Source organism: Leptospira noguchii serovar Panama str. CZ214 (genome assembly GCF_000306255.2).
Taxonomy (GTDB): domain Bacteria; phylum Spirochaetota; class Leptospiria; order Leptospirales; family Leptospiraceae; genus Leptospira; species Leptospira noguchii.
In genome coordinates this window covers 160,613-174,265 of sequence record NZ_AKWY02000004.1, presented here as the reverse complement: position 1 = coordinate 174,265, position 13,653 = coordinate 160,613, and the positions used below count along the sequence as shown (strand labels likewise).

Below are 13,653 nucleotides of genomic sequence, written 5' to 3'. Positions count from 1 at the left end.
AATATGATTTCTACTCTTACCAGATATAAAACTGAATTTGAATGTATTAACGATTCTTGTAAAACTAGATACGATCTAAACGAAATCATTTATGAATGCAAAAAGTGTGGAAGTCTTCTTCAAGTTTCCCACGATTTAAATGCATTAAAATCTGTGTCCGGACAAGAATGGAAAGATCTGTTCGATGGTAGATTTCGTTCTGTCAAGTTTCCAAATTCTTCCGGAATTTGGAACAAAAGAGAATGGGTTCTTCCTCATGTCGAAGATAAGAACATTGTAACTTCAGGCGAAGGTCTTACTCATCTTTTTACTTCCGATCGATTGACCGAAAGTCTTGGGCTCGGAAGTTTTTATGTAAAACAATGTGGGATTTCACACACTGGATCTTTTAAAGATCTAGGAATGACTGTTTTGTTATCTCAAGTAAAACAGATGATTTCTTCCGGCGTTCCGATCCGTGCCGTGGCTTGTGCTAGTTCTGGAGACACTTCCGCTGCTTTGGCGTCTTACGCCGCAAAGGCGGGAATCCCTGCGATTATATTTTTACCCGCGGGAAAAGTATCTCAAGCCCAACTGATTCAACCAGTATCTAACGGCGCTAAGGTGATTGCACTTGACACTGACTTTGACGGATGTATGAAGATCGTCAAAGAAGTCACTAGAGAAGCTGGAATTTATCTAGCAAACTCAATGAATTCTTTACGGATCGAAGGGCAAAAAACGATTTCGATAGAAATCACTCAACAGTTAGAGTGGAAGGTTCCAGATTGGATTGTGATTCCGGGCGGAAATTTAGGAAACGTATCCGCGTTAGGCGCTGGTTTCGAGATGATGTTTTCTTTGGGGCTGATCGATAAACTTCCTCGGATCGTTTTAGCACAAGCGGAACACGCAAATCCTCTTTATCTTTCTTACTTAAAGGATTTTGAAAGTTTTGAACCAGTTTCTGCAAAAACGACTCTTGCCTCTGCGATTCAAATTGGAAACCCGGTTTCAGTCCAAAAAGCGATCAAAACTCTCAAAAAGTTCAATGGAGTTGTGGAACAAGCCAGTGAATCGGAGTTAGCCGATGCGGCTGCTAAAGCGGACTTATTCGGTTTATACAACGATCCTCATACAGGTGTGGCTTTGGCGGCTCTGGAAAAGTTGATTGGAAAAGGAACAATTTCTAAAGGTGAAAATGTGGTAGTCATTTCGACCGCTCATGGTTTAAAATTCACGGAGTTTAAGTTAAAATTTCATGGCAGAGAAATTCCAGGAACAAATTCTAAAATCGTAAATTCAATTCATAAAGTAGAACCTAAGGTGGATAAGGTAGTTGGTTTCATTCGAGATTTATTAGCTTCCAAATAATTTGTTTTCGAAACTTAACCTAACTAATGTGCCAATCAAAACAGTGAATCAAAGGAAGGAGCCCTTGATGTAAAGGGTTACTTAAAACTTTGTATTGTCTGAGTTCCTACAATTCCGTTTTTACAGTGAAAGCTTTAGAAATCCAAATGTTTTTTTCAGAATACTATTTTTGGCCCTTAAGAATGTTTTACTTAAGTTGTGTAATTCAGAGTCGAAAATATACTTTTAGATAGATTTTCTATCTACGTTAATTATTGTTATGTTCTCACTGGTTATGCCTCTGGTGCTCTTTTTCTGATTGTTGTTAAAAAATACTAAGGTTTTAAGAAAACTTTTAACTTAAATGGGAACGTTGGTTGAAATTCTATTCGTCCCACTTTTTGAAGACTTTTTTTAAAATTCTTTTTTTTTCGTCGAAAATAGGAAGCATTTCGTCGAATCTCTAATTCATGGAGGATTTTGACGACCTACCAGCTCACTTTCAAATAGAAGTCGATTCTGCGATTTTAAAAGAAATTCCTATTTCATTGATTACTTACGTTTTAACCCCGAAAGGTGAAAAAAAGCTGAGATATATCATTCACGGAATTCTTACACGATATGGTCGTCTGGATCTTTCTGAACTTTTATTTACTTCCGCCAAAGAACTGATCGTCAATGCAACCAAGGCGTCGATTAAACGAATCTTATTCAAAGAGTCCAAATTGAACATAGAGTCTCCAGAAGACTATGTTCGAGGGATGGAAACCTTTCATAGTAGTCTGAGCAATAAAAAATTTCCGTTTTATAGAGAGAAAATGAAGGAACACGACCTTTTGGTAAAGGTTACTTTTTGTTTTAATCAAGATAGGATCATTTTAAAAATTCTAAATAATTTTCAACTTACGGAGCAGGAAGAAAAAAGAGTTAGGGAAAAATTCCGGATTTCCAGAGGTTTTGACAATCTTTTTGAGTTTTATATGAAGTTTGGTGATTCAACAGAAGGGGCCGGGCTCGGAATTACGATGGTGGAAATTCTAGTTGCACAGAGTGGATTTGACAGACATTTGTTTACGATTTACAGTAAGAAAGGGGTTTCTCAAACTGTTGCTAGAGTTGAAATTCCTTTCAAAGAGGATTATATTCCTAAAAGATTGAAGTTCGCAAAAGAACAAAATTTAACTTCTGAAACGTAGAACGAGGATGAATGGAACCGAGCAATCAAGTCAATAAATTACAGGAACAAGCCAATCTCATGAATCTCGCGCTTGAGTCTGTACTTACGGAAGAACAAGCGGTAGAATTGATTCAGGGTAAGATTAGAGACGCTTTTCTTTTAAAAATTAGAATCGATATTGAAAATAGAAGTGGTGCCGTGGTCGCACTAGTGAGTAAGTATAAAAACGAAGTCATAGAAATTTTTTCTTTATTTTCTAATTCGTCTTTAATTCGTAAAATTCGGAGTTTTCAAGATTCTGCTGCATTTGCATTAGATATGATGGAGGCAGCAAAATCGGAACCATACGATCCGGGACTTTCCGATAGTATTGGAAGGATCGTTTATTCCAAACTCACTAAAGCTGTATTAGAATCTTCTTATGCGAATTGGGATAAAAACGACGCTTCCAGTCTCGTAAATATTTTAGAGAATCAGATTAAAACATCATTAAAAGTGAATATTGTTCGAATTCAGGCGGACATAGAATTTATATCTAGTTTAAAATTCAGGGCTAAAAACGTTTTTGCTGGAATGATTCCTGCGGTCAATCGCCCTGTTGAAGAACCTTCTATTGGGCAAGTTCCTGAAAGCCAAGAAAAAACTCCAGTTCAGAGGCAAATCGACCAGTTTAGAAAACCTTTCGGAAGAGTGATTCTTTCTAAGACGGTTCTTGCTCCTGTCGGAGGAGTTGACTTTGACGAGTTGACCGAGGGAGACAGACTTTATTTTCAATTGCCTACCGGAAGTATGGATGAAAAGGCGATGGCAAAGACGTTAGGCGGCATCGATGAAAATGGTAACGTAAGGAACGTTGTGGGAGAATTTATTGGAATCGCCGCTGGAAAAGGAGAATATCATATTTTTGCTAAAGGTCCTTCTGGGGTACTCTTACAGGCGTTTGAAGAACGCCCTGTTCGACTTGCAAAAGTAAAAACTAAAACTTCAAGTTCTACTTCAACTACCAAAACCGAAACTTCTTCCGGAGGCGGTTCTCTTGGAATCATTATCGTTGCAGGTGTAGTACTTGTAATAGGTTTGCTCGTCTTTTTGATTATGAAATAGTTTTTGGATACGTATCTTTTCTTTAAAACCTAAATTGTGGTGCTTAAAGAATCAGGTTGTAATAGGATTCGATCAATGTGTACAGGTTCGGCTGCTGCGGCTAAATTCTGTTTTTAGCAATTGAAAATAAAAACGTGAGTCCGACTGAGAAATTCGTTTTATAAAAACCTGATTTTTCCGTAAAAAATAAATGTTTAAAAATTTATAATGTGACTTAATTTGCGGGAACTCTTACAAATCGTGGATTTACCAGTTAAACTTTGAAAATTGTGGGAACTACTATGGAATACAAAAGAATCATCGCCCATCCAATTTTTGCACAAAACCACTGTTTTACAGCCATCACCAAAATTTAAATGCCATTTTAATGTGAGTTCGGCTGAGAAAGAATTTTCTAAAAGTATGAGTTCCTACAATTTTAGAATTTGTTCGTGAAATCGTAGTTTGCAGTAGTTCCCACATAATTTTACAGAAAAACCTGAGCTTGTGTGAGTTCCCGCATTTGAAAACGACAGATTTATTAACTTCTATTTTTTAAATTGCAGTAGTTCCCACATTTTAGGAATTGACCCATAAAGTTCAGATCTCAACTTTTTTAGAAAAATAAATTCCTTACGCTGAACTCGTGTTAACTAATAAAAACACAATTCAATTTCCTTAAGATAAACCACTTTTTAAAATGTTTATTGGTAAGATCATAACCTTTCGTTTAAAAGTAGTTTGGAAAAAAACTACAAGTTGAATCTCTCTTTATTTGTAGTTTTTGAACGGGCTTCTATTTTTAAAATCATCATCGGATAATTCTCTAAGATGCTCTCATAATCCAAACAAGAAATAGAAAAATTACAAAAATAGGACTGAACCAAGTTAAAAAAGCTCGTCCAGTATTTTGGTTAAATATTTTTTTAGATATTCTAATAAAACTAATCATTTGTAAAACGATCCCTGCAATTACAAAGATACTAACAAAGCCTATAAACAAAATCATATAAAAAATGTCTCTTTTGGCTGAGTTCGGCATAAGAGTAAATAAAAATAAGACTGGGAATAAGGAGAGTAGAATATATATGTTACTGGAAATTGCCAAGGATATACATTTTAGAAAGCTAACTCCCTCTTCTCCAAAAATCTTAACGGTTAAATAAGAAATGATACTAAAATAAAGTTCAAATACGATTAGAGAAAATGCAAAAAATATAATATTATATGGAAATGCATTTAACAAATACATCAATAGCGAAATTTTCCCTTCTGCTAAGTAATCACGCATAATTTCTGTATACTCAACTATATAACTTAAATTAAATAAAGAGAGCAGAAAATTAGTTATAATATAGAGTATTAGAAATATAATATGTGTTTTTAAAGTAAGTTTAAAAAAGGTAGCATCAGAAAAAGTAAGGATGTTTTCTGGGGCTAAGTGTATTTTGACATTTTTTACAATTTCTCTTTTAAATACGTTATCTGCAATATACTGTTTGATTTTTTCTAATATGTTCATTCCTTGTTATCCTCTTTTAAGCCGCCTGGGACTTCTTTATCGTTTTTCCAATTTCCTTTGTATAATATCCTTCCAAGTTCATCTTTGAGAATTCCGAAACCTTCTCTTTTTCCTAAGCGCCACGAACCTATGTAAAAGTTTCCGTTTGGATAAATAAAAGCGCCGTTACCTTCAAAAATATGTCCATTTTTGTAAATTCCACTTAGTCGCATTCCATCGGATAAAGTTAAAATTCCAGATCCGTTTGGCTCGTCTTCGTTCCATCTAACGTTTAGGTTTGTTCCGTCTTTCCAAGTAAATATGCCGGGGCCGTGTTTACTATTATTTAAGAAAAAACCGGAATAAGAAGATCCATCTGGATAACGGTAGACTCCTTTTCCATATTTAACACCGTGTTTCCATTCTCCTTTGTAAAGATGTCCTTCTTTATTTTGAAACAATCCGTAACCATCGGGATGAGAATTTTTGACGTACCCTTCGTAATAGGAGCCACCTCGGTATTGCATTTTTGCAAAGCCGTTTTTACAGTCACCAGTAATACATTTATATTTTGTAATATTCAAATAGAAAGTGATTATAAAAAAGACCGCTATAGCGGAAATGGTTAAAATAAAAATTTTTCCTTTTTTTGTTTTCCAGATAACTTGAAATAGGACTTTCAAGTTAGAAAAGAGTTTAAGAATTGGACGAAATATTTTATCGGCGTACATTTTTTCCTCCGTTGATTTTGGATATGTTATTTGTTGATAAAACTTTTTGGAAACTATTTGCGAATCTGAAATTAAAATGGATCAGTAAAAATCTAGATAGTACTAAAGAAATCATAAATAACCCTAGAATCTTTTTGAATACGTTAAGTTCCGGATTTGATAATATCAATAAAGGCAAAAAAAGAGTGATTGCTACAAAGTAAAAATCCCAATTTATATTTTGTCCTTTGATTTCAGAGGAATTAGATAAAATATGCAGTATGAGAGATATAAGAATTACGACACTCCCAATGTGGAACCCTATATCATAAGTTTTGAATATTACTAAATAAATTGATGCAAAAGTGCAATAAGAAAAAAATAAGCTGCAAAAATACGCAAAAGACGTCTTGAGAGATTCTGTATAAATTACAAAAAGAAAAAAACAAGTTGCTAATGTTAAGATTATATAAACTACAAAGTTCGTATTCGATTTAGATAGCTTTTCAATTCGATGATTTAATTCGACTCTTTCGTTGCTATTTAGTAATATTTGGGAATGATTTTGTACAAGTTTAAGTAATGTGTTTGGATTGTACGAGTCTGTTCTGACGGAAATAGAAAGGTTGGGTCGTTTGTTTTTTCTAAAAAATTTAGTCGGGGAGAGAGTTTCTCTCTGGGTAAAAGAACTGCCAATTGAGGAAAATTCCCCTGAATTATTTTTAATTAAAAACTTGTTTAACTGTTTTTCAGAATCTCTAAATTCTTTGGAAGCACGGACTCGGATATCCAATTCATTGTTATTTTCATTGTATTTACTGATAACCGAACCTTGAACCACAGTTCTTAAAAAGGAACCAATTTCCGAGTTGTGAAGTAACGGATCACGATTATTTAAGTCCAGTTGTAATTCATTACGAGGTTGTTTAAAATTGAGAATTACCTCGTGGATTCCAGGTAAATTTGTAATTAGGCTTGCTATTTTTGGTACTGATTTATTGAGATCTGAGTGAGATTGTCCCACGATGTCTAAAGAAATTTCTTTCATTCTACCTAGATCAGATTCTTTTGTAAAATAACAAAATGCAGGATTTTGTTTACCAACTGATTGATTGAGAGATGGAATGATTGAATCACTTGGAAAAAAACTTTTATAATAGTTGATGATTAAAAACGCGTGGCCTGGTTCCACTTGTGAGATTACGTCTTTTACATTTGGATTTGCAACTAACTTAGATTCTATTCTTTGAACTATTTCGTCTGTATATTCAAAGTTTGAATCGGCTGGTAGTTCTACGTATCCGTAAATTCGGTCGTCTTCTACGTTAAAATAAACTTCCTTTGAAGATTGTATTAGTACAAATATCATTACGATCGGCATCGTGATCAAAAGAAAATTTAAAATTAAATCTCGTTTATTTTTTTGTGGTTCGTGCAATATCGATTGGGTTTTTGATTTTTCCGGAATTGTAGTGATCGTAGGAAACTTATCTAATTTATTTGCAGAAAGATTTTGATAGAAGTATTTGTAAACGATATAATTGTTTAAGACTCCGATTGATGTCATGATCGCCATTCTGATCAGATTTACGGCAACCGTACTATTGAGTAAAATTCCAGGAAGAAACAATATGGGTATACTTGCCGCGATAAATAAAAGTATTTTTTTTTCTCCACTTGAATTGATTGTATGATTTTGAATGAAGTTAAAATAAAAAACGATCCAAATAGAAAACGATAGATAGATGGATAATACACAGAGTAAATCAAAATCTTTTTTTAAAATGAAATGGATGAATGAAATTATTAGAAAAGATAATATCAACTGCGATAAAATCGTTCCGGTGAATTTGGGAATATCAATTTCTCTCTTTCTTTTTACTGCGAAAAACAAAATGGCAATGGTAACCATTATGATACAAATGAGATTAAGGTAAGTATTTCTAATATTGTCTGCTTGATTATAAAGTAAGTCGAACTTAGTTCCGTCTTGACTTAGATGAGAGATTGTTTTTTTTATTTCAGAAGAAATACTTAGAATGTTCGCGTCATATTTTTTATATACGTATATTCCTATATTTTGATTTCCATTTACTCGATATGTATTGTCTTCGTCTCTGTAAGAATTTTGTATATTGGCTACGTTGCCTAGGGTTATACTTTTTCCAATTTCTGGATTGGATATAGGAAGGTCCACCAAATCGTCTAATTTAGAAAATTTTCCTCTGAGTCTTACTTGATACAATCCTCCTTTTTCTTCGACAGAGGCGATCGTAGATGTGCGATTGTTAAAGTAAATGGCTTCGTTGATATCGACGAGACGAATATTATAGGAATTTAATTTTCTAATATCAAAAGAAATTAAAATTTCTTTGATTTTGCCACCAGAAACGGTCACTTTACTGACTCCGTTAATTCCTTCGATGTCTTTTTTGATAATCGAATCTGTAAAGGCTCTTAATTCTCCTAAGGATCTAGAATCGGTTGCGTTTAAAGAAATAACCGCAATGGGCATTTCATTTGGATCAAAATTTAAAACTCTTGGTTTTCTAACTTCTTTGGGAAACGTATTGATAATGGTTTCGATACGTTCTTTGATTTCCAATGTTTTGACGTCTATGTTTGTGTCGTTTTCAAAATCCAAACGGATCAGTGATTTTCCTTTTTCGGAAGTAGACCTGATTTCAGAAATTCCTCCAATTGTAGAGACTTGATTTTCTAGAGGAATGGTAATTGTATTTTCTACCGTTTCGGCGTCGGTTCCGGGATAATCTACTATTATGGAAAGAGCAGGATTCTTTACGACCGGAAACAACGAATAGTTGAGCATAAACGCAGATATAACACCAAACAATAATACTGCACCGACGATCATCTGTATTGTAATTTTTGATGGAAGTTTGCTCTGGTTCACGATAAATGTTTCTATTTAATAATTTGAATTTTATATTTTTTTAATATATAAAAAAATAATATAGGTAATAAGAACAAGCTAAATAAAAAGGAAGATAATAAACCAACAATGACCACGATTGCCATTGGGGATTGGAATTCTGCTCCTTTTTGAAATTCAAAAGCAACTGGAATTAGACCCAAGATTGTAGTCAAATTATTCATTAAAATAGGTCTGAATACAATTTTGCCACTTTCTATAATTGCCTTAGAAAGTTCTTTGGATTCGTTTAACGAAATTATTAAGTATTCATAATAAAGAGAAGCGTTATCTACGACAACACCTAACAACAATACAAGTCCTAAAAATGCGCTAATATTAAAACTTTTGCCAAAAAGAAATAACGCAGGAAAAATACCGATAAACATAAGCGGTATGGTACAAATCATAATCGCAGATAGTTTGAGAGATTGAAACTGACTACTCAGTAACATATAAATTAAAATGGAAGCTAATGCGAACGCAAACAATAGTTCTTTAAAAGACTTTTCCATATTTTCAGATTCACCTCCTATTTTAATACGATATCCGAGAGGTAATTTAATATTTTGAACGATTGAATCGATTGATTTACTAGAGTTTAGATTTCCTTGAACTACGTTGATTCTAGAGTTTCCGGATCTTTTAATAGAACTACTTGAAGTGTTTTCTTGAATGTTTGCCAATTGAGATAGTTTTATAAATTCACCCGTTGGGGTTTTGATATTTAAATTTTGAAGTTTATTTAAGTTATCTATACTATCTCTTTTGATTAAAAGTCGAATGTTTAGATCGTCTTCTTGATATTTAATTTTTGATATGTTCGAGCCATAACTTGCTACCTTAACATATTGAGAAATGTAGTCGTTGGTAAGTTTTAATGAGCTTGCTTTAATTGGATCGAATTCAATTACATATTCATTTTTTTTAGTTTCGAGAGAGTTTCGTAAATCGGTTGCTACTTGTTCTTTTTTAAGTTTGTCGATTAGATTTTTTCCAATCGTAGAAAGTGTTTTTAGATCTTCTCCGTGGATCTCCAAATTCAATCGACTACCGTTAGGATCTAAAATTTTACCTATGATATCTCCGTTTGCGTCAAAGTTAATTCTTATATCTTCTGTAAAAGAAATTCTTTTTCTGACTTCTTCTATAATTTCTGTCGTTGTATGTTTTGGATTGGAAACTAAGATCACTCTGATTTTGGCAATGTTAGTTCCGGAATTTCCGTTTACCTTAGCGATAAAATCGTCATTATCAGATCCGATTTTAGAAATTACACTTTTGATGTCTTTATTGGAGAGTAAGATTTTTTCGATCGCTTCTGCAATTCCAGTTGTACTGTTTAAGGTACTATTAGGAACGTTTTCTATATTGATCGTAAATTCTCCGTTATCAACGGTTGGCATAAATTCTCGCGGAAGTATAAATAAAAAGATCGATGAAAAAAAGATTCCTATAAGTAAAATAGAAAAAAGTTTTTTAGGACGTTCTAAGTATTCTATTAGTTTTTTCTCATACGTTATCAATGCGCTCTGATATAAGTTTGCCGATTTTACGAAAATGGGATGATCAATCAGCTTTGAATTAAAGTTTGTATTTTCAAAAAGTACGTAGAGTGTTGGTATGATCGTTACCGATGCAAACAAACTGATCGAAATGGAAAGGACAATTGCAATTGCCATTTCGGAAAATAAAATTCCAATAAAACTTTTTATAAATATAATCGGTAAGAATACGATAATCGTAGTTAACGTAGCCGATAAAATTGATCCTGCTACTTCAGAGGTTCCTTCGATCGAAGACTCTAAAACTGATTTTCTTTTTACAAGATTACGTTCTATAGAAGAGAATACAACGTTGCTCGTATCGAATAACATTCCGATCCCTAAGGCCAATCCTCCTAAAGACATCATGTTTAAGGAAATACGAAATATATAAAAAAGAAGGAAGGTAGCCAATAAAGAAGCTGGAATGATGATCAACAAAATTAGAGGAGCTCTAAAACTTTGTATTAATAACATTAAAATGAGAAAAGCTAAAAGCGCTCCTAAGATCAAAGACCAAACTAATCCCCAAACAGAGTCTCGTATAAAAACAGATTCGTCGTATACCAACTGTGCAGACAATTTGTCCGCAAAAGTGGTGTTAATCGATTCTAATTCTTTGATGACTTTATCGGCTAACTCCACTGAGTTTCTACCCGATTCTTTATAAAGATATAAAACGATACAATCTTTTCCATTGTATCTGGCCAAGCCGGTTCTTTCTCTATAAGATTTATAAACGGACGCGACCGATCCGATTGGTATTGGAATTCCAGTGTTGTTAGTAGAAATGATTGTTTCTTTAATGTCTTCTAAGGATTTATACTCTCCTACAGTTCTGAGTAATAAGTCCTTGTTTCCTACGGGAAGGCTTCCTGCAGGAACGTTGATGTTTGCAGAGACGATTGACTTTTGGATTTCCGGTATGGAAACTCCATAGGTTGTCATTCTCTCAGGATCAATTTCTACCCTAACTTCTTTTTCAAATCCTCCGGAAATTTGTACATAGGCTATACCTTCGATTCTTTCTAAAAACACTTTTACATTTTCTTCTATAAAAGATTTGAGAGATTTGGAATCCGATTCATTTTTTGGGAATATTATAATTTCTTGAAATGCTGATTGTGCAGGATCAAATCTAGTTGCGATTGGTTTGCTAGCGTCTTGAGGAAGTTGATCTCTAATTAGGTCGATTTTTTCTCGCAATTCTATCATTGCAAAGTCCACCGATTTATGAAAAGAAAACTGAACTGTGATGATCGAAATTCCTTCTAAGGATTCGGAAGTTACTTTTTCTATACCTCCTACGGTACCGATGGAATCGGTCAGAGGTTTTGTTATTAGGTTTTCTATCTCTTCGGGAGAAGCGTTTGGATAACCTGTGATTACTGAAATTCTAGGAAATACAATTTCAGGAAGTAAGGTTATTTTAGCATTTTTTAATCCAATGATTCCGAAAATGATAATCGCAAACCAAGTCATCAAAACCGTAATTGGTTTTGAAACACAAAAACGAACTACACTTTTCATCGTTTGTCGAAGTAGGGGTTTACTGGCATACCGTCTCTGAGTTGTGATATCCTTTCAAGAAGTACAACGTCACCTTCCATTAAACCTTCCGAAATTACGATCTTACCTTCACTCTGAGATCCCAGTTTGACTTCGTTCCTATAACTTTTTCCATTGCGAACTACACAAACAATTCCTGTCGTTCCGTCTTCATTTAACACGACTGCGTTGCTTGGAATGCGTATTGTAGGTTGTTCTTGACCAGTGGTAATATTTGCTCTGATAAACATTCCTGGTTTTAGAAGTTTGTTTTTATTATCCACTAAGGCTTTGGTTTCTACAGTGTGGCTTTTTTGATCCACCATAGGACTTAATAATTGAACTGTACCTTGAAACTGTTGACCTTTATAAACGTCCGCTAAAAAGGAAACTTTCATTCCTTTTCTTAAGTTGATGGATTCTGATTCTGGAATATTTAAAACCGCGTATACTTGTTTGACATTAATTACGGATACTACATGTTGTCCCGGTCCAGAGCCGCTTAGAATTTCTCCTTCGGTTTTGAATTGTTTTGAGATTACTCCTGTAAGAGGTGAAAATACTAAAGATTCTTTGAGCATCATTTTTGTGGAATTTACTTGTGCTTCATGAGATTTATAGACACCTTCTGCCACTTCCCATTCTGCTTTTTCTATTAGGCTATTGATCTCTTCAAGTATTGAGGTTCGTTCTTCTTTTGTCTGGGGAAGTTTATAATTATTTCTTAATATGTCTTTGTCAGTTAAACCGATACTTCTGATTTCCACGTCCTTTTCCGCGATTTGATAGGAGGTTTCTCTGGAGTTTAAATTTAGTTTAGCGTTTTCAAATTCTTCCTTAGTAAATCCTCCTGCGTTATAGATTTCTTCTATACCGACAAAAGAGTTTTTAGCTTTTTCGTATTCTTGTTTTGATTTTTCTAAAACGGAAAGAGACTTTTCGTATTCCTGAATTTTAGCAAGTACGTTGTTTTTTGCTTTCAGATATTTTTCTTTGGCTAATTTTACCTGTGACTTTGAACTTTCCAGAGTGGATTCTTGTTTGAGTAATTCAAGTTCCAGAGGTAAGGTTTCCATTTTAAATAATTTTTGATTTTGAGAAACTTCTTCTCCTTCTTTAAAGTAAACCTTTTCGATTCTTCCAGATACTTTAGAATAAACGTCCACTTTTTCTATAAAGTCTATCATCCCTGAAGCTTCTACCATAGGTGTAATGGATTCTTTCGTTACGTTCATCGCTAAAACGGACATTAGATTTTGTGATTCTTCTTCTGATGAAAACATTTCTTCAGATTGATTTGGCGAGGAGAATGAAAAAGAAAGAGGTTTCGTTAACATAGAAACCGAATTTTTTAACATTTTACTTTGAGAATTTTTCGCGAGGCGAGTTAAAAAAAGAGAAATGATAAAATACGCTGCTATAGATAACAAAAAAAATTTTCCGAACTTAGACTTTAAAAATTTAATGATCAATTTTTTATCCTCCAGGGATTCAAATGAGTGGTTTCTAAAAATTCAAAGACAACAATTTGTCGGGTAAAATTTTTACATAAAATCGTTGTTTGGTGATTGTTCTGAAAGATAAGATTTATTTTGAGTTTGTTCCAGAATCTTAAAGATCGTTTAGCGTTGTGATAAGTTTTTAGGAAAAAGTGGTAGTTCCTACAGAATATGTCTTTTGGGCGATCTATAAACCATTGTCCAGTTTTTATCATCGTTAAAAAACGTGGTAGTTCCCACAATTTCAAAAAATTTAGGCTTCGTTTGGCCAGGTTGGAGGCCTGATTCTTTATAGAAATTCTTATGGGTAGGATATTTGATTCCACT

9 protein-coding genes are annotated in these 13,653 nt (G+C 33.7%); 3 read left to right on the top strand and 6 right to left on the bottom strand.

Annotated elements, in window-relative coordinates:
* The first annotated feature begins 3 nt into the window (after nucleotides 1–3).
* From thrC to LEP1GSC059_RS02360, 3 genes are all read left to right on the top strand, one after another.
* The gene (gene thrC, locus LEP1GSC059_RS02370; RefSeq protein ID WP_002178961.1) at nucleotides 4–1,353 is read left to right on the top strand and encodes a threonine synthase; all 1,350 of its coding nucleotides are present in this window, start codon (nucleotides 4–6) and stop codon (nucleotides 1,351–1,353) included.
* A 449-nt stretch (nucleotides 1,354–1,802) separates the two neighbouring features.
* Nucleotides 1,803–2,528: a hypothetical protein gene (locus LEP1GSC059_RS02365; RefSeq protein ID WP_002178956.1), complete on the top strand. Its 726-nt coding sequence runs from the start codon at nucleotides 1,803–1,805 to the stop codon at nucleotides 2,526–2,528.
* An 11-nt stretch (nucleotides 2,529–2,539) separates the two neighbouring features.
* On the top strand, nucleotides 2,540–3,613 hold the full coding sequence (locus tag LEP1GSC059_RS02360) for an LIC10486 family protein (protein ID WP_002178917.1): 1,074 nt from the start codon (nucleotides 2,540–2,542) through the stop codon (nucleotides 3,611–3,613).
* 805 nt (nucleotides 3,614–4,418) lie between these two features.
* Here the strand turns inward: LEP1GSC059_RS02360 and LEP1GSC059_RS02355 are convergent.
* Genes LEP1GSC059_RS02355 through LEP1GSC059_RS02330 form a run of 6 tightly spaced genes read right to left on the bottom strand, consistent with a single transcriptional unit; the run spans nucleotide 4,419 to nucleotide 13,652 of the window.
* Nucleotides 4,419–5,114 carry a hypothetical protein gene (locus LEP1GSC059_RS02355; RefSeq protein ID WP_017215302.1) on the bottom strand — a complete coding sequence of 232 codons (696 nt, stop codon included), beginning with the start codon at nucleotides 5,112–5,114 and terminating at the stop codon, nucleotides 4,419–4,421.
* A complete protein-coding gene (locus LEP1GSC059_RS02350) occupies nucleotides 5,111–5,824 on the bottom strand; it encodes an MORN repeat-containing protein (RefSeq protein WP_002178919.1) in 714 nt (237 codons plus the stop codon). The genes LEP1GSC059_RS02355 and LEP1GSC059_RS02350 overlap by 4 nt, the downstream gene beginning before the upstream one ends.
* Complete coding sequence (locus LEP1GSC059_RS02345) at nucleotides 5,811–8,717, bottom strand: efflux RND transporter permease subunit (protein ID WP_420323967.1); 2,907 nt, start codon at nucleotides 8,715–8,717, stop codon at nucleotides 5,811–5,813. Before LEP1GSC059_RS02345 ends, LEP1GSC059_RS02350 begins: the two co-directional genes overlap by 14 nt.
* A gap of 11 nt (nucleotides 8,718–8,728) precedes the next feature.
* Nucleotides 8,729–11,809: an efflux RND transporter permease subunit gene (locus tag LEP1GSC059_RS02340; protein WP_020980187.1), complete on the bottom strand. Its 3,081-nt coding sequence runs from the start codon at nucleotides 11,807–11,809 to the stop codon at nucleotides 8,729–8,731.
* Nucleotides 11,806–13,299 carry an efflux RND transporter periplasmic adaptor subunit gene (locus tag LEP1GSC059_RS02335; RefSeq protein ID WP_017215307.1) on the bottom strand — a complete coding sequence of 498 codons (1,494 nt, stop codon included), beginning with the start codon at nucleotides 13,297–13,299 and terminating at the stop codon, nucleotides 11,806–11,808. Before LEP1GSC059_RS02335 ends, LEP1GSC059_RS02340 begins: the two co-directional genes overlap by 4 nt.
* Nucleotides 13,296–13,652 (bottom strand): hypothetical protein, encoded by a 357-nt coding sequence (locus LEP1GSC059_RS02330; RefSeq protein ID WP_017215308.1) that lies wholly within the window; start codon nucleotides 13,650–13,652, stop codon nucleotides 13,296–13,298. Before LEP1GSC059_RS02330 ends, LEP1GSC059_RS02335 begins: the two co-directional genes overlap by 4 nt.
* Nucleotide 13,653 lies beyond the last annotated feature (1 nt).

Bases quoted from the DNA above. Each gene is read 5' to 3' on its own strand.
- thrC (WP_002178961.1), top strand. From the start codon at position 4: ATGATTTCTACTCTTACCAGATATAAAACTGAATTTGAATGTATTAAC.
- LEP1GSC059_RS02365 (WP_002178956.1), top strand. From the start codon at position 1,803: ATGGAGGATTTTGACGACCTACCAGCTCACTTTCAAATAGAAGTCGAT.
- LEP1GSC059_RS02360 (WP_002178917.1), top strand. From the start codon at position 2,540: ATGGAACCGAGCAATCAAGTCAATAAATTACAGGAACAAGCCAATCTC.
- LEP1GSC059_RS02355 (WP_017215302.1), bottom strand. From the start codon at position 5,114: ATGAACATATTAGAAAAAATCAAACAGTATATTGCAGATAACGTATTT.
- LEP1GSC059_RS02350 (WP_002178919.1), bottom strand. From the start codon at position 5,824: ATGTACGCCGATAAAATATTTCGTCCAATTCTTAAACTCTTTTCTAAC.
- LEP1GSC059_RS02340 (WP_020980187.1), bottom strand. From the start codon at position 11,809: ATGAAAAGTGTAGTTCGTTTTTGTGTTTCAAAACCAATTACGGTTTTG.